The organism is Peptoniphilus duerdenii ATCC BAA-1640, from assembly GCF_000146345.1.
GTDB lineage: Bacteria > Bacillota > Clostridia > Tissierellales > Peptoniphilaceae > Peptoniphilus_B > Peptoniphilus_B duerdenii.
Genome location: NZ_GL397071.1, coordinates 1,846,446 through 1,870,126, shown reverse-complemented (window position 1 = coordinate 1,870,126; position 23,681 = coordinate 1,846,446). Strand labels below are relative to the sequence as shown.

At 34.2% G+C, this 23,681-nt stretch carries 18 protein-coding genes; 12 read left to right on the top strand and 6 right to left on the bottom strand.

Annotated elements, in window-relative coordinates; genetic code table 11:
- The first annotated feature begins 9 nt into the window (after positions 1-9).
- The 4 genes from HMPREF9225_RS08510 to HMPREF9225_RS08495 all read left to right on the top strand — a co-directional run bounded on the left by HMPREF9225_RS08510 (position 10) and on the right by HMPREF9225_RS08495 (position 5,756).
- The gene (locus HMPREF9225_RS08510; RefSeq protein WP_008902536.1) at positions 10-621 is read left to right on the top strand and encodes a restriction endonuclease subunit S; all 612 of its coding nucleotides are present in this window, start codon (positions 10-12) and stop codon (positions 619-621) included.
- A 12-nt stretch (positions 622-633) separates the two neighbouring features.
- Positions 634-3,654, top strand: coding sequence for a type I restriction endonuclease subunit R (locus tag HMPREF9225_RS08505; RefSeq protein ID WP_008902535.1), 3,021 nt, complete (start codon positions 634-636; stop codon positions 3,652-3,654).
- A 224-nt stretch (positions 3,655-3,878) separates the two neighbouring features.
- Positions 3,879-4,799 carry a carbon-nitrogen hydrolase family protein gene (locus HMPREF9225_RS08500; protein ID WP_008902534.1) on the top strand — a complete coding sequence of 307 codons (921 nt, stop codon included), beginning with the start codon at positions 3,879-3,881 and terminating at the stop codon, positions 4,797-4,799.
- A 150-nt stretch (positions 4,800-4,949) separates the two neighbouring features.
- Complete coding sequence (locus tag HMPREF9225_RS08495; RefSeq protein ID WP_008902532.1) at positions 4,950-5,756, top strand: CPBP family intramembrane glutamic endopeptidase; 807 nt, start codon at positions 4,950-4,952, stop codon at positions 5,754-5,756.
- 59 nt (positions 5,757-5,815) lie between these two features.
- Here HMPREF9225_RS08495 and HMPREF9225_RS08490 read toward each other — a convergent pair whose 3' ends face one another.
- From HMPREF9225_RS08490 to HMPREF9225_RS08465, 6 genes are all read right to left on the bottom strand, one after another.
- Positions 5,816-6,382: a hypothetical protein gene (locus tag HMPREF9225_RS08490; protein ID WP_008902531.1), complete on the bottom strand. Its 567-nt coding sequence runs from the start codon at positions 6,380-6,382 to the stop codon at positions 5,816-5,818.
- A gap of 10 nt (positions 6,383-6,392) precedes the next feature.
- Positions 6,393-7,709, bottom strand: coding sequence for a sensor histidine kinase (locus tag HMPREF9225_RS08485; protein ID WP_008902530.1), 1,317 nt, complete (start codon positions 7,707-7,709; stop codon positions 6,393-6,395).
- Positions 7,706-8,359: a response regulator transcription factor gene (locus tag HMPREF9225_RS08480; RefSeq protein ID WP_040551468.1), complete on the bottom strand. Its 654-nt coding sequence runs from the start codon at positions 8,357-8,359 to the stop codon at positions 7,706-7,708. Before HMPREF9225_RS08480 ends, HMPREF9225_RS08485 begins: the two co-directional genes overlap by 4 nt.
- Before the next feature lie 126 nt (positions 8,360-8,485).
- A complete protein-coding gene (locus HMPREF9225_RS08475) occupies positions 8,486-9,376 on the bottom strand; it encodes a 4Fe-4S binding protein (protein WP_008902528.1) in 891 nt (296 codons plus the stop codon).
- Complete coding sequence (locus HMPREF9225_RS10380; protein ID WP_040551466.1) at positions 9,369-9,521, bottom strand: CD1871A family CXXC motif-containing protein; 153 nt, start codon at positions 9,519-9,521, stop codon at positions 9,369-9,371. Before HMPREF9225_RS10380 ends, HMPREF9225_RS08475 begins: the two co-directional genes overlap by 8 nt.
- 7 nt (positions 9,522-9,528) lie before the next feature.
- Positions 9,529-10,677, bottom strand: coding sequence for a TlpA family protein disulfide reductase (locus HMPREF9225_RS08465; protein ID WP_008902526.1), 1,149 nt, complete (start codon positions 10,675-10,677; stop codon positions 9,529-9,531).
- A 297-nt stretch (positions 10,678-10,974) separates the two neighbouring features.
- Between HMPREF9225_RS08465 and HMPREF9225_RS08460 the strand changes: the two genes are divergently transcribed.
- The 8 genes from HMPREF9225_RS08460 to HMPREF9225_RS08425 all read left to right on the top strand — a co-directional run bounded on the left by HMPREF9225_RS08460 (position 10,975) and on the right by HMPREF9225_RS08425 (position 23,658).
- On the top strand, positions 10,975-15,777 hold the full coding sequence (locus HMPREF9225_RS08460) for a G5 domain-containing protein (protein ID WP_050748297.1): 4,803 nt from the start codon (positions 10,975-10,977) through the stop codon (positions 15,775-15,777).
- A gap of 21 nt (positions 15,778-15,798) precedes the next feature.
- Positions 15,799-16,539, top strand: coding sequence for a class B sortase (gene srtB / locus HMPREF9225_RS08455; RefSeq protein WP_040551464.1), 741 nt, complete (start codon positions 15,799-15,801; stop codon positions 16,537-16,539).
- A gap of 319 nt (positions 16,540-16,858) precedes the next feature.
- Positions 16,859-20,401, top strand: coding sequence for a pyruvate:ferredoxin (flavodoxin) oxidoreductase (nifJ, locus tag HMPREF9225_RS08450; RefSeq protein ID WP_008902523.1), 3,543 nt, complete (start codon positions 16,859-16,861; stop codon positions 20,399-20,401).
- Between the two features lie 206 nt (positions 20,402-20,607).
- Positions 20,608-20,856 (top strand): IreB family regulatory phosphoprotein, encoded by a 249-nt coding sequence (locus tag HMPREF9225_RS08445; RefSeq protein ID WP_023058959.1) that lies wholly within the window; start codon positions 20,608-20,610, stop codon positions 20,854-20,856.
- A gap of 30 nt (positions 20,857-20,886) precedes the next feature.
- Positions 20,887-21,312 (top strand): Holliday junction resolvase RuvX, encoded by a 426-nt coding sequence (gene ruvX, locus HMPREF9225_RS08440; RefSeq protein ID WP_008902521.1) that lies wholly within the window; start codon positions 20,887-20,889, stop codon positions 21,310-21,312.
- Positions 21,305-21,553, top strand: coding sequence for a DUF1292 domain-containing protein (locus HMPREF9225_RS08435; RefSeq protein WP_008902520.1), 249 nt, complete (start codon positions 21,305-21,307; stop codon positions 21,551-21,553). Before ruvX ends, HMPREF9225_RS08435 begins: the two co-directional genes overlap by 8 nt.
- Positions 21,537-22,004, top strand: coding sequence for a Fur family transcriptional regulator (locus tag HMPREF9225_RS08430; RefSeq protein WP_023059132.1), 468 nt, complete (start codon positions 21,537-21,539; stop codon positions 22,002-22,004). The genes HMPREF9225_RS08435 and HMPREF9225_RS08430 overlap by 17 nt, the downstream gene beginning before the upstream one ends.
- Positions 21,994-23,658, top strand: a complete 1,665-nt coding sequence (locus tag HMPREF9225_RS08425; protein ID WP_040551463.1) for a ribonuclease J — start codon at positions 21,994-21,996, stop codon at positions 23,656-23,658. Before HMPREF9225_RS08430 ends, HMPREF9225_RS08425 begins: the two co-directional genes overlap by 11 nt.
- The last annotated feature ends 23 nt before the right edge of the window (positions 23,659-23,681 follow it).

The following is a 23,681-nucleotide window of genomic DNA, read 5'->3' as shown; positions in this document are numbered from 1 at the left end:
GATATATTGATGGAAGCTTGCGATATAGCAGGAATTAAAATGGGTCAATTAAAAAAATTATCTTTAAAAGATATAACGACTTATTCTAATAATAAAATTAATATTACAGAGTTAAATGAAACAAATTATGTAGGAGTTGATAATTTATTAAAAAATAAACTTGGAAAAGTGGACTCAAAAAATGTTCCAACTAGTGGAAGCTTTAACTTATTTAGAGAAGGAGATATTTTAATAGGAAATATAAGACCATATTTAAGAAAAATATGGATTTCTGACATTGAAGGCGGAGCAAGTCCAGATGTTCTTGTTATAAGAAAAAAAGATTCATTTAATAATAATTTATTATCAAAATATTTATACCAAGTTTTATCTAGTGAACAATTTTTTGATTATGATATAAAACATTCAAAAGGGGCAAAAATGCCGAGAGGAAATAAAGCAAAGATTATGGATTATGAGATTTTAGTCCCACCACTTTATGTTCAAGAATATGTGGTTTCTATTCTTGATAAGTTCGATAGTTTAATAAATGATATTAACGAAGGATTACCTAAAGAGATTGAGCTAAGACAGAAACAATATGAATACTACAGAGAGAAACTTTTAGATTTTCCTAGATAGAAAGGAGTTTTTATGTCCGATATAATTGCAAATTATAATACGTCTACGATTGCAGAGATGCCTAACGGGATTATCCTTGCTAATTATAAAAAAGATTTGGATGTTAGGGATCCTGGATACCAGAGTGAAGCGGATCTCGAAAGGAAACTTATTGAAAATTTAGTTTCCCAAGGCTATGAGCATGTGAAGTTTAAATCCAAAGAGGAGATGTATAGAAATGTAAAGGTTCAGATTGAGAGGTTAAATGGTGTTACTTTTTCGGATTCTGAATGGAATAGATTTCTAGTTGAATACTTGGACGCTCCAAACGATGGGATGATTGATAAGACGAGAAAGATTCAGGATAACTACATCTACGATTTCACTTTCGACGATGGAACTCTTAAAAATATAAAGATCATCGATAAGAAAAACATATTTAACAATTATCTTCAAGTTCTAAACCAATTTGCACAAAAGGGGACTCACAGCAATCGCTATGATGTGACTATTCTTGTGAATGGTCTTCCTCTTGTGCATATTGAGCTTAAAAAAAGAGGTGGAAGCTTACATAAAGCTTATGACCAAATCCATAGATATGTAAAAGAAAGCTTCAATAGTGACGGTTCTCTATACATGTACATCCAGATTTTTGTAATTTCAAATGGAACTTATACAAAATACTTTGCAAACACTACTGCAAAGAATAAAGATAATTATGAATTTACTTGTGATTGGGCGGATGCAAAGAACAAAGTCATCTGCGATCTAGAAGATTTCACGAAAACTTTTTTTGAAAAGCGTGTTCTTTTAGAGGTGCTTACTAAGTACTGTGTTTTTGATGTTAGCGATACTCTTCTCATCATGAGACCCTATCAAATCGCTGCAACTGAGAGAATCCTCTGGAAGATAAAATCAAGCTATGAAGCGAAGAAGTTCGGCAGAGCAGAGGCTGGTGGATTTATTTGGCACACCACTGGTTCTGGCAAGACTCTTACTTCTTTTAAGGCTGCTAGGCTTGCTACTGATTTAGATTTTATAGACAAGGTATTCTTTGTAGTAGATAGAAAAGATTTGGACTATCAAACTATGAAGGAGTATCAGAGATTTCAACCGGACAGTGTAAATGGAAGCAAGGATACCAAGGAGCTTAAACGCTCAATTGAAAAATCGGACAATAGAATAGTTGTAACTACTATTCAAAAGCTAAATGAATTTGTAAAGAAGTATCCGAGTCATGAAATCTATAACAAGCAATGTGTGCTTATTTATGATGAGTGTCACCGTTCGCAATTTGGCGATGCTCAGAAAAATATTAGAAAATCTTTTAAAAAATACTACCAATTTGGTTTTACTGGCACTCCTATATTTGCGGAAAATTCTCTAAATGGAGAGACTACTGCTGGTATATTTGGAGCTCAACTCCATTCTTATGTAATCACAGATGCGATTAGGGACGGCAAGGTTTTGAAATTCAAGGTTGATTACAACAATATCACTCCGAAATTCAAATCTGCTGAGATGGAAGAGGATGAGCGCGAGCTAAAGAAGATTGAAAATAAGATGCTCCTACATCCAGAGAGAATCGCAGAGATTACCAAGTATATTTTAAGAGTATTTGACACGAAGACTCACAGAAATGAATATTACGATTTAAAACATAGAAGAATAAATGGTTTTAATGCCATGTTTGCTGTACAGAGTATAGATGCTGCGAAACTATACTACGAAGAGTTTGCAAGACAACAAGCATCTCTTCCAGAAGAGAAGAGGTTAAAGGTTGGAACGATTTTTAGTTTTGCTCCTAATGAAGAACAATCTGCTATTGGAGAAATAACAGAGGAAAATTTCGATCCTTCTGCAATGGAACTTACTGGCAAAGAATTTTTGGACAAGGTTATAGAAGACTACAACGGATATTTTAAAACCAATTTTTCTACAGAAGGTAGTGACTTCCAAAACTATTACAAGGATCTTTCTTTAAAAGTTAAGAACAAGGAAATAGATTTAGTAATCGTAGTGGGGATGTTTTTAACCGGATTTGATGCGCCAACTTTAAATACTTTGTTTGTAGATAAAAACCTTAGATATCATGGTCTTATCCAAGCTTTTTCGAGAACAAATAGAATTTTAAATAAGGTTAAGTCCTTTGGAAACATAGTTTGTTTTAGAGATTTGGAAAAGGCGACACAGGATGCTATTAAAACTTTTGGCGATGAAAATAGTGTGAATATCATCTTGGAAAAGAGCTATGATGATTATATGCATGGATTCACCGATGAAGAAACCGGCAAAATCACCAAAGGTTATGTAGATATTTGCGAAGAAATCGTAGCGAAATTCCCTGATCCTACAGAAATAGTCCTAGATGCGGACAAAAAAGAATTTGCACAGCTATTTGGCGAACTTTTAAAAGCAGAAAATATTTTAAAGAACTTCGATGAGTTCGAAAACTTTGACAATATAATTTCCGATAGACTTATGCAGGATATGAGAAGTGTCTATGTGGATATAAGAGAAAATTCTTTGAGGAAACCAAGTTCGACAGATGGTGAAACTGGAATAGATTTCTCAGATGTGGAATTCCAAATTGATCTTCTTAAGACTGACGAAATAAATTTGGACTATATCTTAGCGCTAATTCTTGAAAAATCTAAAGAAAATAACGATATAGAAAGTCTAAAGGCAGAAGTAAGAAGAGTTATAAGGTCTAGTCTTGGCACGAGGGCAAAAGAAGGTCTTGTTATGGATTTTATAAATCATACGAGACTGTCTGAACTTAAAAATACAGATGATATTTTGGAATCTTTCTACGCATTTGCAAGGAAAGAAAAAGAAAAAAACATAGAAAGAATTGTAGAAGAAGAAAAGTTGAAGGATGGATCTAACCGCTTCATTGAAAAAGCTATAAAGAGAGGTTACGTTGAGTCTGCAGGAGATGAACTCGACGGACTAATCCCGCCGACTTCCCGTAGGCAAGGAGCTAGAGAAAAGAAGAAAGAATCTATACTAGATAAAATAAGAAAAATAGTGGAAATATTCGTTGGCATTTAAAACTTTTATCCTAGAGGAAAGCTCTATTAATTAGGATTAAAAGGCTTATAGTGGAATCAATAACTAAACTTCTGACAAACTTTAGAAGAGAAAATAGAAAGATTTGGTTATATAAGTTATCTTTATGTTGGTGAATTAAATCTAGTTTATTGCAAAGGAAAAAACACTATAATATTATGTTGTTGTAAATAATTTTAAATTATATAAGGAGAAAAATTTCTGGTATGAAGAATATAAATAACACTTGTAAAATCGCATTAGTACAAGCGGAACCAGTTATGTTTAATAAAAGTGCATCCCTTGAAAAGGTGCTTCAATATATTGATGAAGCTGCTAGCCAAAATTCAGAATTAATTGTTTTCCCGGAACTATTTATTCCAGGATATCCTGTTGGGATGAATTTCGGATTTAGCGTTGGGAAACGAAATGAGGATGGCAGAAAGGACTGGAAGAGATACTACGATGCCTCCATTGTAGTTGGAGATACCGAGTTTCAAAAGCTCTCAGAGTCTGCGAAAAAGGCAGGGGCATATGTAAGCATTGGTTTTTCTGAGAGAGATGCCGTAAGCGGAACGCTCTACAATAGCAATGTTATTTTTGAACCAGATGGATCATATAAAGTACACAGAAAATTAAAACCAACAGGCTCTGAACGTGTAGTGTGGGGAGATGCAAACAAGGATTATTTTCCTATTACTGAAACACCATGGGGACCAATAGGTAGCATGATTTGTTGGGAAAGCTATATGCCACTTGCTCGTGTGGCACTTTATCAAAAGGGTATTACAATTTATATTTCACCAAATACCAATGACAATCCTGAGTGGCAAGCTACTATTCAACACATTGCAATAGAGGGGAAATGTTTCTTTGTAAATGCAGATATGATTATCAGACGCAGTTCATATCCTTCTGATTTGTGTGAGTACGATGCTATATCTAAACTTCCGGAATTTGTATGTAGAGGTGGAAGCTGTATAATTGATCCTTATGGACATTATTTAACAAAGCCTGTGTGGGATGAAGAAAAAATAATTTTTGCAGAACTTGATATGAATTTGGTTTCTGCTTGCAAAATGGAACATGACGCTATCGGTCATTATGCTCGTCCTGATGTACTTGAACTTAAAGTAAACGATAAATAATTTTGTATTCTAAATTATATTTGTGAGTTCAAAATTTGATAAAATAAAATTTCCATACTAACAGCAAAAGCCACCGTAAAGGTGGTTTTTTCATATAGGTATCTATTATAATGATTTATAAGAGAAAGTTTTACAAAAGGAGGGAAAGATATGGAAAAAACTAAAAGATTTATAAAAACATTTCTAATAATCATAGGATTTTTAATTTTTAATATATTTATAGATGCAATTGTAGGATTGTTTGTTCCTGGATTTATTTCTAATATTAAAACTGGCAACATATTAAATTCTAAAGATTTTGCAGCCTATGGAATTCTAGCTGGACAAATTTTGAAGATGATTATTTTAACATTTTTTATAAAAAAGAGGAACAAAGCTTTTGTTGCTAAATTAAATAGAAGATATATCCAAATAGAAAAGATCGACAAACCGATTAAATTAGTAGGAGTTGGACTAGGCACTGTCGGTTTTGGAATTATGTTTACAAATATAATAACTAAAGTATTTGCCGGCTCTGAGCTTTTAAAATCTGCCAACGATCTAATGGAAAGTGTATTTAAAGTAAATGGACCTTTGGACGGGATAATAATTATTTTTGCAGTTGTCTTTGGAGCACCAATAGTTGAAGAGATACTTTTCAGAGGAGTTTTGTTTGAGGAATTGAAGAAAGAAACCTCTCTGAAGATGACAATATTTTTAACGGCGTTAGTTTTTGGAATTTACCATTTCAATATTTTACAGACTCCGAATACATTTTTTATGGGACTGGTTTTAGGATATGTTTATTACAAGACAAAATCCATCAAATCCTCAATCATAGTTCACGCTGTAAACAATTCGTTGGTGATGGTGCCGATACTAGACCAGGGACTAAGCCCAATTGGAATAGTAATTTATGTAGCTTTAATATCAATAGGATTATATTCGCTTAAAAATCTAAACAAAAAAACTATTTAAAAATAATAAAATAAAAGAAACCACCTTAATCGTCACTAAGGTGGTTTTTAATCTTTATTTTAATTTTTATCTTCTTCTACCATTTCTAAAAGTTCATCTAAATCGAATTCTTCTGTGAATTCTGGATCCATATGGGTTAAGAAGTGCCAATCTTCTGAATCTTTTTTTCTATATAGGATTGCTTCTCCGTCTTCTGATCCGAAGTAGGCTCTTTCTACTTGGTAGCCTTTATTTTCTAGATTTTTCTTTACTTCTAAATAATTATTTTCTCTCGCTTCGATATATTCTCTTAAATCTGAATTCGCTACTGTGTAGGCATCTACTCTCGTTGCACCTTCTACGATTCCTTTTCCTTTTTTAGATAGGTTTGGAATTTCTTTCCAATATACTTCTATGTCTCCATCTTCTGTAAACATAAACTTAGTTAGTGGTACTATGTTGCCATTTATTTCTAGTTCCATATAGTCTGAGATTGAATCTAGCTTTATAGTTTCGTATTCAAATCCGTCTATCTCTTCAAATTTGTATCCTTTAAATTGAGATACAAATTTTCTTCCTTCTTCTATGGTGTCAAATAGTCCTAGCTCTGTGCTTATTCCATCTTGATATAATTCTAATATAAACATTTTTTTCTCCTTATCTATTTAACTCTATTTCAAATTTAAAACTTGAATCGTCTTGGGTTGCTCTATACTTAATCTTGTAGTTTTTAAGAAGACTACTAACTATATAGAGCCCCAGTCCATTGCTATTCTTCTTGCTAAGATCAAAGTTTACATCAAAGATTTTATCTATATCGATACTACTTTTATTTTCATAAGTGTTTTCGATGTATAGATGTCCTTTTTCTGATCCTATATATATAGTACCATATTCGTCGGAATATTTAACTGCATTGGAAATTAAATTGGATAGGATTATTCGAAGGGCGGTCCTTCCAATATATATATTCTCTTCGGAAATATTATTTTTTATTCTAATATGTTTTTGGTTCGCCATGAGTTCATACTTGTTTAAAACTCCATCCAAGATTTCAGAAACCTTTACTTCTTCTTCATCGTCCTTTAAATTTTCTAAAGATGAAACGGTGAGTATTTGAGAAATATTTTGGGAGAGTTCGTCGGCAATTTCTATGCATTCGTCGATATAATGGTCTCTGTCCTTGTATTTTCCAATTTTGTACTTCATGTTTTCAAGGATTATCTTAAGACTTGCAAGTGGAGTTTTGAGTTCGTGGGAGGATCCTTTTAAGAAGTCATATTTTAATTTTTCTAATTTTAAAATTTCTGAGTTTTTTATTTCCACATCGTCGATGGATTTTAAAAGAGTGGAGTAGAGGCTATTTATCTGCTCTTTAAGCTGCCCCATTTCATCTTTTGAGTCCACCTTTAGTCTGACCTGACGATTTAGCTCCATCATCTTGTCTGTGACATTTTTTATCTCTTGTATATTATTTTTAATCATTCTTGCATAGATAAGCGAAACTATCGCTGAAAATAGAATTGAAGCGGAAAGGGAATAGGGAAGAAATTTAAAACTCAGATTCTTCGCCTCTTTCTGCATATCTTTTGAAGATATGAATTGCAACTCAACCTTTTCTCCTGTATCGAGGCTGATCTCTCTTTCTTCGAGAATTAGAGAGTTGTTTGAGCCCTCTAGATCAATATTTATATCTCCAACCGGGATTTCATTTTCGTTTTCTTTAGATTTTATATAGGCTTTTATTTCGCTGCTATCGGAATATAATTTTAAAGCTTCTTCTATATTTTCTATCTTTCTACCATCCATGCTGGCAGAAATTTCGTTGGCTCTCGTGAAAATTTCTTCTTTTCTTGTCTCAAGATATGTCTTTGGAAATATAAAGAACACAAGTAAATGGGTTAGAATAGTTATGATTCCTAGTACAGAAAAAATCTGTATGAACATCTTTGGAAATATCTTTATATTTTTCATATTCTCTCCAATTTATATCCCACATTTCGAATGGTTACTATACAATCGAGTTTTAGTTTTTTTCTAAGCTCTTTTACATACACGTCTATGACTCTGTCAAATGGGATTTCTTCCGTTTCTTTCCAAACACTATCTATGATTTGAGACCTTGTAAGCGCTCTTCCTTCGTTATCAAGTAGACATCTTAGTATTTCTAGCTCCTTGGCATTTACGTCTATACTTTTTCCGTCCACCTTGGCGGTGTAGCTGGTGAAGTTTACCTCTGTATCTTTATATTCAAAGAGCTCTACATCTTTGTAACTTTTCTTAATCAGTGAATCAATTCTTGCTTTTAAAACCGGTAGAGAAAATGGCTTCTCCATATATCCGTCTGCCAAATTTGTAAAGGCATCTATTTTGTATTCTTCATCGTTAAATGCAGTGAGCATAAGCACTGGAAGACTACTCGTTTTTCTGATTTCTTTTAAGACTTCAAGTCCACTTATAAAAGGTATTTGAATATCTAAAATGACTAGGTTTATAGATGGACCAAACTTTTGTAATGCTTCTTTTCCATCCTTCGCCTCAAGGACAGTATAGTTAAATTCGCTCAAATATTCACTTATACCTTCTCTTATGGTACGGTCATCTTCAACTACTAATATTTTCATAATACCTCCTTTACTTATAATTATTATACTAAAAAACAGATTAATTGTGTGGATTTTGATATGTATAAAAAAAAGAACCATAGTTATAACCATGATTCTTTTATGTTAACATCTCTTTTCTAATAATTAGTTTTTAAAACTATAGTCTATTGCGTGTACAGGGCATGCATTCTTACACCTTGCACATCTTATACATTCTAAACTATTGCAATTTTCAACTGGATTTACATTCATTTGGCAAACTCTTGCACATTTGCCGCAATTTATACATTTATCCTTATCCAGTCTATATCTAAACATGGAGATTGGATTGAAAAGTGAATAGATTGCTCCTAGTGGGCAGATGTACTTGCAGAAAGGTCTATAGACTATTATTGAAAGTAGGATGGTACCAATAAGTATAGCGCCTTTCCAATAGTATAAAAATCCAATGGCAGACCTCATAGTTTTATTTAGAAGTACTAGAGGTATACCGCCTTCCAACATGCCGACAGGGCATATGAGCTTACAGAAGTATGGTGAGCCTTGGCCAAGTACATCCACTAGGAATAGGGGTAGAATTATGACAAATACAATTAGTATGAAATATTTCAATCTTCTTAAATATTTATCGTATTTAAAAGTTTTAATCTTTTTAAATCCAGGAATTTTGTAGAGTAGATCTTGGATTAGTCCGAAGGGGCATAGCCACCCGCAGACAAACCTACCCATGAGTGCTCCTATGAAGAATAGAAAACCAACTACATAGTAGCTAAACTTATAATTAGAATTTCCTATTACCGCTTGGAGAGAACCGATGGGACAGGAGCCTTTGGCTCCCGGACATGAATAGCAGTTCATGCCGGGAACGCAAAGCTGTTTTAGTTTTCCAGTATATATTTTTCCAGTTTTAAATCCTTCAAAGAATGAATTGGTGATCATAAACCAGAGAAATTGAAAACAATGTCTAAAATTGTCTCTAGTCTTATAGATTTCTTTTTTGGATTTAAACTTTTTTTCTGTTTTAATATTATCCAATGCCGATACACTCCATACAAATTCTTATGGCTTTTTCAAGCACTACTTTAACTTCTCCATTTTGGTATCCGTAGTAGGTCATAGCCACACTCGTTACAAGAATGAGAAGAGTAAAGTAGCGACTCTTAATTATCTTTTTCATTATATTTATTTTATTTATTTAAATTTGCAAGTTCTTTTTCAACGATTTCTTTCCAGTCATTGAAATTGTGAGAACCAGAATAAGTTTCTCCAACAATCTTTCCATTCTTATCTACGAAGAAAGTTTCTGGTAGAGCTTGGATGCCGTTAAGTCTTCCGTTGAAGTTAGTCTTATCAGGCATTAGGAATGGATAGTTTGCATTAGTTTTTTCGTGAATAACTTTTGATTTTTCGATAGCGTCTTTATTTTCTCCGTTATCATCTACAGTATCAGTTACGATTCCAACGATATTAACGCCTTTAGACTTCATTTCTTCTTGAAGTTTAACTAGATCAGGGATTTCTTTAACACAAGCAGTACACCAGGTTGCAAATACATTTACCATGGTTAGGTCGTATTTTTCGAAATCAGCCTTAGAAAATTCTTTGCCTTCGATATCTTTAGTTACGATATTACTTAGATCAGTTACACCTTCTCCGCCAAATGGAACTGTGTTTTCAAGATCAGTCTTTTCAGCTAGGACAAAACCATTTTCAGGTCTAGCCTTTTTATCAATAATATTTACTTCAGTCTTATCTAGTTCTTCAGCAAATTTGCTAGCTTTATTTGTGCTTAGGTAGTATTCAAATTCTCCGTCAGAAGAAGTTCCAATCATTTTATGAGTATCACACTTAGTAATTTTAGAAATTTCATCTTCGGAAGTGCCTTTCTTGAACATACCAAGAGTTCCGATTCTTTCAAGGCTGTTTTGCCATTCAACATAACCTTCACCCATCTTATTTATTTCTGCGTTCTTTTGTTCTTCAGTAAGAGAACTAAAAGTTAACATGGCATACTTTAAATCTTGGTCAATAGGACTTTGGTCATCTAGCATCGCAACATCTTTGTTCTTCATACCTTCTAGAATCTTGTCGTTTAACTTGAACTTAAGACCTAGAAATTCGTAGGTGTATTCGTCCTTAGGTTGTAGACAGTAGTCAGCAGGCTTGAAAGTTTCGTTATTGTCTTTTTGATTAGCTTCAAAAGACATACCAGATTCGTTAGTTTTGACTTCTTTGTTATTTTTTGCATTGCCATCTTTCTTTTGGCAACCAACTGTACTTAAACTTAAACAGATAGTAAGTACAAGAGATAATGTTTTAAGTAAATTCTTTTTCATATTTCCTCCTAAAATTTAAAAGTAATCTGTCGGGATAAAATCTATTTCCCAATAGCTTATACATCAATTCTATAGGTAAATTATGAAACGTTTATGAAATGACAAAATATTTTTTAAAAAAATTTTTATAGGTAAAAATCCTTGAAAAAACCCCATCTTTAAGTTAAACAGTTAGCGTTTTTCGAAAATTTATGTTAATTTCTTTAAAATGTCGGGTAACAATTAAACATTGCACGCAAAATTTTAAGATTTCAAATTTTAAAATTTATTGACATGATGAAAAGAAAGGATGAGAAAATGGAAAGATTAAAAGACGTTGTGAATAAGAAAAAAGAAAAATCTGCAAATACAAAACCAAAATACGGCATGCGTAAACTAAGTGTAGGTTTAGTACCTGTGTTCTTAGGAGCAATAGTGCTAATACCTGGAGTGGGTTACGCAAAAGAAGTAAGTGTTGGAGCAACTAGTGCACCAAGAACTGAAATAGTAGGAGAGGTTTTGTCTCGGAGAGATGACAAAAAAGATGAAGAATATGCTATACAAAAAGTAGAAGCAGTTTCTAACCAAGAAGGATTAGAAGCTACAAGCACAAGTAGATCTTCTGCAAATATAGTAGAAGAAAATGAATCTATAAATAAAAATTCAAAAGAAAATGATAAAGAAATTGTAAGTGTTCTAAATGAAGATAAATCTACTGAAGACCATAGAGAAATGGTAAAAAATGAGGATAGAACAGTAGATGAAAAATCAGTTTCAAAAGAACCTCAAACAGAAAATTTAGAAAATAAAGAAAATAAAGAAGAAAAAGAAGAAAAATTAGAAATATCTGAAGAGAAGAAAGAAGAAGCTCAAAAGACAGGAGAAGTTGGAGAGCAAAATAAAGAAGATAAAAATCTTCAAAAAGCAGATGATCCAAATTATGGTGAAGATGAAAAGAAAATCCAAGACTACAATGAATCTGAACGTTATAAGGAAACGGATTTACAACCGGGAAATGTAAATCAGGAACTCAATAATACTGATGAGAAGCAGATAAAAGACGGATTTAAAGTTGACTTTAAAAACCCATCAGCAGAATCGCCAAGTAAGACTGAATATGGTTATCAAATCACCATCGACAAGAAGACCGGTCAAAGAACCTATACTAAGGTTTATGTTACAGATTCTGGACTTGTACCAGCAGAATTAGGCGAAAAAACTATGATGGATCAGAGAGATAAATTAACTCCTGAATCCCCTGATGTAACATTTACGCCAGATGAAAAAGGAGAAATAACCGCTTCTGGAAAGCAAAGGAACTTGAACTATGAAGCAAGTGAAGAAACCTTAAGGCATATTAACAACAAGGATAACTCCTCCACATCTTTCGGTATGAAAGACAATTACACTCAAGATAACCCAAGAGTTAAGTTTTTTGGAGATAACTTCGCTTTAGGCTACAAGGTCAATCCATGGCCAAATGAAAATGATAAGCTAGAGCTTATGAAGCTAAGCGGCGAATACAATAAAAAGGTATTTGTCCAAGGCCAAGACATTGACACGGGTGTTAAGGTAGACAATATTGACGCAAACGCCAAGGATAGACTAGTAGGTCAAGTCTATAACCCTATTACAGGAGCGATTGTTCCAGGAGCAAGTGCCTATATCGGCGATGACGGCAATATCCACATCCAAATGCCTAAGGGTGCTCTCAAGAAGGATGAAAATGGCAAATATATCGTAGATAAGAAATCTATTTTTAATAGTCCAGACTACAAAGCCCTTCAAAACCTAGATGTTAAATTCTTTGCTCGTCCAAGAACTTTAGAAGAATTTAAAGCTATTGCTGAAACACCGGATGATTATGGCGAAACAGGAACCTATGTAGAAACAGGGGCAGGGTCTGACATCATCAACCACAAGGGGGAAGATGTCAAAATTGATAAGCAAGGCATCGACCGCTACGACCACTACAACCTAATCGGGAACTTCAAGCTAAACCTTGATGACACTCGTTACTACGACCAAAGATTCGTTGATCAAAATGGAGATGTTACATCAGAGCACACATATTCTAATGTGGTACCTGGCAAAAAATTTGTAGTTGACATTCAACAGCCAACAAACCCAAGAGAAGAAGACAAGTCAGATGTAGAAATGAATGCAGCTGAAGATAGAGGAGAAGCTGCAGGTATTATAAAATTAGACTTTGTCAATAGAGAAAATGAAGGCAAGGAAGAGAAGGATAAGTGGAAGGTAGATGTTAATCCTAATGACATTTCTAGATTTACTGTTACTCCACCAAAATCTGCCAAGGCAGGAGACTTTGTTGCAATACCAGTAGAATACACCTACACCAACGGTTCAACAGATGTTCACTGGTTCCACTTTGTCGTACAAGAATCTGATAATAACCGCCCAGAATATCATGCAGAGATTGGTTATAAGGGAGATACTGTAACTCAAACACCAGAGCTACCAAATGATGAGGCAGCAACCAAGAAAAATCAACCAGAATCTTATGAATTAGTAATGCCAGAAGATGGTAGTAAATACAAAGATAGTGCAGGTAACGAATGGACAGATATTAAAGTAGATCCCAAAACCGGTGTGGTAACAGCAGTAGTCCCTGAAGATGCCGACATTAAGGGCGGAGAAAACCTCTATGTCAATGTCAAGGTAAATTACAAGGATGAAAAAACCGGCGAAGAGAAAGAAGAAATTGTAAAGGCGCAATTTATCGCCAGACCTAAGTATCAACAAGAAGTATCTAAAACTTTCAATAGTAAAATACCTTTTGAAACCAAAGTAATTTACGATGACACCCTAGAAATAGGTAAGGTTGTAAAAACTGAAGGTCGAGTTGGGGAAACTGAAACCACTTTCAAACAAGTAGTAATTAACGGTGAAAAAGGAATCATTGACGAAAACGGTAATTTTGTAAAAGACAAGGAAGCTGTTGAAACTAAAACAATAACTGAGAAAGTTGATGCAGAAATTAGAATTGGTACAAAACCAGCAGTAACTACTGTAACAATACCAGCTGATACTGATTATGAAACTAGCGATTCTTTGGAAAAAGGCACAATGCAGTTAAAAGAACAAGGTGAAGATGGCGAAGTAACAATTACTACAAGCAGGAATCCTGAAACTGGAGAAATAACTACAACTAAAGAAATAACTAAAGAAGCGAAAAACAAAAAGATGCTAATCGGCACTAAGACCGAAAGTACAATAGTTCACGAAGAAGAAATTCCTTTTGAATATGAAATTAAATTTGACCCTACATTAAAACCAGGGGAAAAGGTAGTTGACAAAGAAGGTAAAGCTGGCAGTAAAACTACAACTTATAAAATTGAAAATTCACAAGTTGTAGGAGAACCAGAAGTCTATAAAACTGACCCTGTTAAGGCTATAATAAGGGTTGGAGATCAAAAATTCACTGGTGAGTCAAGTCATGAAGTGACAGAAGAAACAAAATATATAACAATAGTTGAAGAAGATCAAAATTTACCAGTAGGAGAAACAAAAGAAGTTCAAAAAGGTGTAAGGGGATCTAAGACAGTTAAATATACTCAAAAATTCGAAAATGGTGTCCCAGGTGAAATAAAAGAAGAAGTTGTAAGTGAAACACAACCTGTAAATCGTATTATTAAAGTTGGTACAAAGACTGTAACAGAACACATCTCTAAGGAAATTACAGAAGAAATACCATATAAGGTAGAAATAAAATATGATGATACTATGGTAGCTGGAACAACTCGTGTAGAAACTCCTGGACAAGCAGGCAGCAAGACAACTGAGTATTACAGGAATCTTATTAATGGTAAGTTTGACGGGGACTTAAATACAAGAGAAGTAACAGACAAATACAAAGCTCCTATTAACGAAGTCATAGTTGTAGGTACAAAGGTTGAGACAAACAACGAAAACTATAATGATGATGTAAAAGTTGATGTAGAATATGTTGAAGATAATACTTTATATAAAGGAACTGTAAATAAGGGAGAATTAACTCCTGGTAAGGTTGAAAGAAAGATTGTCAATAAATATGATCCAGAAACTGGTAAAGTTAGTACAGAAGAAAAAGTTGTTGTAACCCCAGCAAAACAAAAAATTATTGTTGGTACAAAAGATTTTACTGGAGAATTTACTCACACAATAGAAAAGACAATTCCGTTTGAAAGAGAAATTCATTATGATGACACAATGGATGCAGGAACTCAAAAACTCGCTCAAAAAGGTGTAAATGGAGAATCCAAGGAAACTGTTACACAAAAATACACAAATGGAGTATTAGCTGATAAAGAGTACTCTAAAGAAGAGAGAACAAAAGAACCAGTTAAAGAAATTGTAAAGATCGGTACGAAACCAGTAGAAAAGATAGTAGAAATTCCATTTAACACAGAATATGTTTATGACAATACTATTGATGCTGGAACTGTTGTAGAGGATCCAACTAAACCAGGCGAAAATGGTAGCGTAACGGTAAAAACCTACTTTGATAAAGAACTTGGAAAATTTGTAAGTGTGGAAGATGAGACAAGTAAGCAAGCTCCAGTTAATAAGATTGTAAGAGTAGGGACAAAGCCAACTGAAAATATGTGCCCAGTTCCCGTTGAACCAGAAAAATCAGAAGATAACAAACCAGGAAAACCAAATGAAGAAAATCTTGGAGAAGAAAATCATAACAAACCTAATGAAAATGTAAATCCAGGAGAACAATCCGACGATAACAAATCTAATAAAAAAGACAACAATTCTTCAAATTCTGAAAATAAAGAAACAGGAAAGGCTGAACAAGATAAATCAGATAAAGAATCTGAACAAGAAAAATCTAGTGAAGCTAAAAGTAATCCAAGTGGAGAAACTTCAGATAAACTTGAACAAACTAGTAAAACTGAAAAATCACCAGAAGAACTTGGAGAATATTATGTTTCTAAAAACAAATATTCTGAAACTATAAAAGGTAAAAAAGCTAAATCAAATACAAATATAAACGATTATTCAAAAGCACCTAAGACTTACGATGCAGGAATCGATGGATATGTAGGCATTGCTGGTCTTGCTGCTTCAGCGCTAGCATTTTTACAAAGAAAGAAAAAAGAAGACGAAGAATAATAAAAAAAGAGGAGGGCTAAATTGAATAAAAAGTTAATAAGTATAATTCAGTTCCTCCTTGTTATAATCATAGCTTGGTCTGGTTACAAAATCTATAATTATCGAATGGATAACCAGTCTTATAACAATTTAAAGGTGGATTATTCTTCAAGGTTGGAAGAAATTACTAATAGTATTTCTGAAAATTCTGATGATGCTTTAGATAAAGAGATAAAGGCAGGTAGAGAGTTTGTTGAGTCACTTCACAAATCTTATCCGGATGTCATTGGAAGGATTTATATAAAAAATTTGGATTTAGATTTTCCTATTGTTAAAGGGAATGACAATTCATTCTACCTTGACCATGATTACACTGGAGCTTATCATCCTTTCGGTGCTGTATTTATGGATGCGAGAAATTCAAATGACTTCTCTGATCAAAATACTATTCTCTATGGACATAATGTCAGATCTGGTCATGTTTTTAACTCTTTGAATAAATATAGAGACCCTTCATATGTGGAGGATAATCCTTATATAATCGTAGATACTTTAAACGGAAGATTTACCTACAAAATTTTTGCCGTATATGATGCGGATGCCTATGAAAATTATAGATCACCTAGCTATGATGAGAATGAGTGGAAAGAGTTATTATCTCGAATAGAAAAGAAGAATATTATAAAAAGAGAACTTCCAAAATTTGGAGAAAGACTTCTAACTCTGTCAACTTGTTCAGATATAGACGATAGAATGGCAGTGCAGGCTGTACTACAAAAATAAACTTAGACCTTCGGGTCTATTTTTTTATTAAAATTTAAATATAATTAATTTAATAGAAAAAGATTAAGTAAATTTATAAAGGATTAATATTTTTAATAGAACCTATATATCATAAAAAATTAATAATACTGTTAAAGTTAAATTTTTGTGATAGAATAATAGGTAACAATGTGAGATTGATAAGCTGATTATCAATTCATGTGATAAATATCACAGTTTAACATTTATTTTAGTTATATAATAGTTATATCTGAAATGACAATGGTCGTTTTATGTAAAACTATTATCTAGTAACAGGTATTAAATTTAGGAGGTTTAAATGGTTAAACATTTCAAAACTATGGATGGAAACGAAGCAGCAGCTCACGTAGCTTATGCGTTTTCTGATGTTTCATGTATCTATCCGATTACACCATCTTCACCAATGGCTGAACATATTGATGCATGGGCAGCTCAAGGAAGAAAGAATATATTTGGTCAAGAAGTTTTAGTTAAAGAACTTCAATCAGAAGGTGGAGCAGCAGGAGCTGTTCACGGAGCACTTCAAGCAGGATCACTTACATCTACTTACACTGCTTCACAAGGTCTACTTCTAATGCTTCCAAATATGTACAAGATCGCAGGGGAACTTCTACCAGGAGTATTCCACGTAGCAGCAAGAGCTCTTGCTTCACACGCACTATCAATCTTCGGTGACCACCAAGACGTTATGGCAGCTAGAGCATCAGGATTTGCACTACTTGCATCTGGATCAGTTCAAGAAGCTATGGATTTAGGTGGAGTTGCTCACTTAGCAGCAATCAAATCTAGAGTTCCATTCTGTCACTTCTTCGATGGATTTAGAACTTCTCACGAAATTCAAAAAATCGAAGTACTTGACTATGATGATCTTAAGAAATTAGTAGACAAAAAAGCTATCAAAGAATTCAGAGATAGAGCTCTTAACCCAACAAGCCCACAAGTTCGTGGTACTGCTCAAAACCCTGATATTTACTTCCAAGAAGTAGAAGCTTCAAACAAATACTACAACGATGTAGTTGGAATTACTGAAAATTACTTAGAAAAAATTTCAGAACTAACCGGTAGAAAATACGGACTATTTAACTACTACGGCGCAGAAGATGCTGAAAAAGTAATCGTTGCTATGGGTTCAGTTACTGAATGTATAGAAGAAGTTGTAGATTACCTAATGGACAAAGGCGAAAAAGTTGGTCTACTAAAAGTTCATCTTTACAGACCATTCTCTAAAGAACATTTCTTAAATGCAATGCCTAAGACTGTTAAGAAGATTGCAGTTCTAGACAGAACAAAAGAAAAAGGATCTATTGGAGAACCACTTTACCTAGACGTTAGAGATATTTACTACGACGAAGCAAACAAACCAGAAATCTGCGGAGGAAGATACGGACTTGGTTCAAAAGACACCAACCCATCACAAATCCTAGCAGTTTACAAACACCTTGACGCAGAAAAACCAAGACACAACTTCACAATCGGTATCGATGATGACGTAACTCATCTATCACTACCTATCGACGAAGTTATCTCAACAGAACCAGCTGGAACTATCAGATGTAAATTCTGGGGATTCGGATCTGACGGAACTGTTGGTGCAAACAAATCTGCAATCAAGATCATCGGTGATAACACTGACATGTATGCACAAGGTTACTTCGACTATGACTCTAAGAAGTCAGGTGGGGTTACTATGTCACACTTAAGATTCGGTACTAACAGAATCACTTCAACATACCTATTAAGTGAAATGGACTTCATTTCATGTTCAAAACAATCCTACGTTTACCAATACAACTTACTTCGTGGATTAAAACGTGGTGGAACATTCCTAATGAACACAACTTGGTCAGATGAAGAACTAGAAACTCACCTACCAGGATCACTTAAGAAATATATTGCAGAAAACGACATCAAATTCTACACAATAAACGCAACTAAGATAGCAGCAGAAATTGGACTAGGCGGAAGAACCAACATGGTTATGCAATCAGCATTCTTCAAACTTTCAGAAGTACTTCCAATGGAACAAGCTACAAAACTTCTAAAAGAAGCTATCGTTAAAGATTACGGCGCTAAGGGCGACGAAATTGTAAACATGAACTACAAAGCAGTAGATCAAGGTGTAGAAGCACTACACGCTGTAAATGTTCCAGAATCTTGGAAATCTGCAGAAGCTGAAGGCGCACACAGAATCGAAGGCGCAGGCGAATTTATCAACAACATCCTAATTCCTATGAGTAGACAAGAAGGTAACCTACTTCCTGTATCTGCATTCGTTGGAATGGAAGATGGTACATTCCCAGCAGGAACTTCTAAATTCGAAAAACGTGGTATCGCAGTAGACATTCCTCATTGGAAGATTGAAAACTGTATCCAATGTAACCAATGTTCATTCGTTTGTCCACACGCAGTTATTAGACCATTCCTACTAGACGAAGAAGAAAAGAAGAATGCACCAGAAACATTCGAAACTAAGAAGGGAATCGGTAAGGGAGCATCAGATTTCGAATACAGAATTCAAATCTCTCCACTAGACTGTACAGGATGCGGTAACTGTGCTCAAGTATGTCCAGCAAAAGAAAAAGCACTTGTAATGATTCCATTTGAAGAAGATTTGGAAGCACAAGCAGCTAACTGGGACTTCGCAACAACAGTTACTTCAAAACAAGAAGTTTTCGAACCAAACAACGTTAAAAACTCACAATTCTTCGCACCACATCTAGAATTCTCTGGAGCATGCGCAGGATGTGGAGAAACACCATATATCAAGCTAATCACTCAACTATTTGGAGACAGAATGAGCATCGCAAATGCAACAGGATGTACTTCAATCTGGGGTGGATCAGCACCATCTATGCCATATTGCACAGACTCTTGCGGAAGAGGACCATCATGGGCTAACTCTCTATTCGAAGACAACGCTGAATACGGATATGGTATGGCAGTATCTCAAACACAATCAAGAGATAGAATAAAAGTTCTAATGGAAAAATTCATTGAACTTGGAGTAGATACAGAAGCAAATGAAGTCTTCAAAGAATGGATTGAAGGAATGGACGAATACAAAACTTCAAAAGCTGCAGCAGCTAAAGTTTTAAAAGTTCTTGAAAAATCATTCACAGGAGAAGCAGAAGAAATCGTTGAAGACCTAAGAGAAATGGAAAGATTCTTAATTAAGAAATCACAATGGATCTTCGGTGGAGACGGATGGGCATACGACATCGGATACGGTGGACTTGACCATGTACTAGCTTCTGGAGAAGACATAAATGTAATGGTAGTAGATACAGAAGTTTACTCAAACACTGGTGGACAATCTTCTAAATCAACACCTACAGCAGCAGTAGCACAATTCGCAGCAGCAGGTAAAGAAATCAAGAAGAAAGACCTAGGACTAATGGCTACAACTTATGGATATATCTACGTAGCACAAATTGCAATAGGAGCAGACAAGAACCACGCACTTAAAGCAATAAGAGAAGCAGAAGCTTACAAAGGACCATCACTAATCATCGCATACGCACCATGTATCAACCACGGAATCAGAAAAGGAATGGGCGTATCTATAGAAGAAGAAAAGAAAGCAGTAGAAACTGGTTACTGGCACCTATATAGATACAATCCACTACTAAAAGCTGAAGGTAAGAATCCATTCACTCTAGACTCTAAAGAACCAACAAGACCTTACAGAGAATTCCTAGACGGAGAAGTAAGATACACTTCACTTAAGAAGAAATTCCCTGAAAGAGCAGAAGTTCTTTACGAAAGAGCAGAACAAGATGCAAAAGATAGATACGAAAGCTACGTTCGTATGCATTCAAACTACCATCCAGTAGAAGAATAATATAAAAATTAAGGGACTAGAAATAGTCCCTTTTTTACATATAAAATTTCTTTAAATATCTTTTGAAAGAGTAAAATAATAAAAAGATATTTTTATAAGATGAATTTAAAATAAACTTATATCTTTTTTAAATTTTTAAATGAAAGTATTATCAATATTGTGTAAATTATCTCAAAATGTGGTATAATGGGTTATGGAGGAAGATTATGAATAAGAATCACGAAACTCAAGTCTTTCAAAAGCAAGATTTAGAAACTGAAAGAATTAAAAGCATTTTAAAAACTGTATATGATGCTCTTAAAGATAAGGGATATAATCCTACTGATCAAATCATTGGATATATTCTTTCTGGAGATCCAACATATATTACAGGCCACAACAATGCTAGGGCTACCATACAAGAGGTTGAAAGAGACGAACTTCTTGAAGAACTTCTAAATAGCTATTTGAAATAGATGTGATCTTCACATCTATATTTTATAATTATGAATAGATTTTTGGGACTTGATGTAGGGGACAAGTACATCGGTGTTTCTATTAGCGACACAACATGTACTATTGCAAGTAACCTCGTTACCATAAGGAGAACATCCAACGACAAAGCCTATGAAGAGATCGAAGGTATTTTAAATGACTATAATATTGGAACGGTTGTGGTTGGTGTGCCTATAAATATGGATGGTAGCGATACGGTTATGAGCAAAAGAATAAGGAAATTTGCAAGAAAACTCACTCCAAAATTTGGAGTTGAAGTGATATTTCAAGACGAGAGGTTTACTTCTATTGAGGCGGAAAGAACTCTGATTCAGTCAAATGTCAGACGAGAAAATAGAAAGAAGTATATCGATCAATTAGCTGCATCTATTATTTTGCAGACTTATATAGATAGGATGAATAACGATAATGACTGAAAAATTTTTTGATGAAAATGGAAATGAAGTTGAGTTCGAAATAGTTGGTAAATTTGAAATCGACAATAAGGCTTATGCAGTACTTGAATCTTTGGATGGTCAGTCCACCTATATTTTAAGAATCAAAGAGGATAAGGACGGAGAGTATCTAGAAGGTATCGGGGATGCTGAGCTAAAAGAAGCTATCGAAGCTTACGAAGAACTAACGGAGAAGGGAAATGAAAATGGATTTAAACACTGAATACGTAAAGAAAAAATTAAAAGAAAACGGTTATAAGTTCACCAATCAAAGGGTACTCGTTTACAATTCGTTTATCCATAACAAAGAAAAACATCTAACGACCGAAGAGGTGTTTCACGATGTTTCAAAGATAGACAGTAGCATTGGAATTGCAACTGTTTATAGAACTGTTCAACTTTTCTATGAAATTGGACTTATTAACCAAATTAATTTCGGCGACAATGTTACCAGGTATGAGATTAAATTAAATGACAAAGAGCATACTCACCACCATTTAATCTGCCTAAAATGTGGCAAGGTTCAAGAGGTTAAGATTGACCTTCTTGATGAACTTGAAAATGAAGTAGAAAAAAACGAAAGATTTAAAATAGTAGACCATCAATTGAAATTCACGGGTTATTGCAAAGATTGCTATGAAAAATTACAGGAGAATAAAATCAATGCAAAATAACAACAAATTAAAAATAATACCATTAGGAGGTCTGCATGAAATAGGAAAGAATATGACTGTAGTCGAATACAGAGATTCAATTATTATCGTTGACTGCGGGCTTACCTTTCCAGAAGATGAAATGCTTGGAATAGATATAGTAATTCCAGATTTCACATATTTAATAAACAACAAAAATAAAATAAAGGGACTAGTTTTAACTCATGGTCACGAAGACCACATAGGAGCTGTTCCATACCTATTGAAAGAGCTTGATATTCCAATCTATGGAACACCTCTTACCATGGGTTTATTAGAAAACAAATTAAAAGAACACAGAATACCACTATCTTGCTTAAAGGTTGTAAACCAAGGGGATAGAATCAAACTTGGCAAATTTGAAGTTGAATGGGTAAGGGTTAACCACTCTATTCCTGATTCATCATCCATTTATATAAAGAGTCCAATAGGGAATGTATTTGTAACTGGAGACTTCAAAGTTGACTTCACACCTATTTCTGGAGAACCAATTGACCTTACTCGTCTTGGTGAAATAGGAAAAGAAGGTGTGCTTGCTATGGTTGGAGAATCTACAAACGTCCTTCGTAAGGGATACACCATGAGTGAATCTAATGTTGGAGAGACATTTAACAGAATTTTCCAAAGCTGTATGAATAACAGAATCATCATAGCTACATTTGCATCCAATGTCCACAGGGTTCAACAGATTATAAACTCTGCCGAAAAATTTGGTAGAAAAGTTGTACTTTCTGGAAGATCTATGGAAACTATGATGGACACTGCAAGAAGACTTGGATATGTAGATGTAAAGAAAAACACAATTATAGATATTAACCAAATGAAGAAATATAAGCCAGAGGAGACAGTGGTTATCACAACGGGATCTCAAGGAGAACCTATGAGTGCTCTAACGAGAATTGCCTTTGGTGAACATAGAAAGATTCAAGCAACTGCAGAAGATGTTATCATCTTATCTGCAACACCTATTCCAGGTAATGAAAATTCTGTTGCTAAGGTAATTAATAAGCTAATGGAAACTGGATCTAAGGTTATCTATGAAGCACTTTCTGAAATTCACGTAAGTGGTCACGCTTGTCAAGAGGAGTTAAAGATGATGCTTTCACTTATTAAGCCTAAGTACTTTGTGCCAGCTCACGGTGAAGTTAGACATCTTTTAAAACACGCTGAACTTGCAACGCAAATGGGTACTGATCCTTCGGATATATTTATCCTTGAAAATGGAGATGTACTTGAATTTAACAAGAAATCTGCTGCTATTACTGGAAGTGTACCTTCTGGAAATACATTGGTAGATGGACTTGGAATCGGCGATGTTGGAAATATCGTTCTACGTGATAGAAAACATCTTTCAGAAGATGGACTTATAGTAGTAGTAATTACTATTTCTAAACAAGAAGGAAAAGTTGTAAGTGGTCCAGATATTATATCTAGAGGATTTGTGTATGTGAGAGAGTCTGTAGATTTAATGGACGAAGCTAGAGATATGGTTAAGAAGACTCTAGACAAATGCGACAGAAAATCTATTTCAGACTGGTCAACACTTAAGACAAATATAAGGGAAGATTTAAGAGGATTCTTGTATCATAGAACCAAGAGAAATCCGATGATCTTACCTATTATAATGGAAATTTGAGGAGGGACATTTTTGTCCCTAAA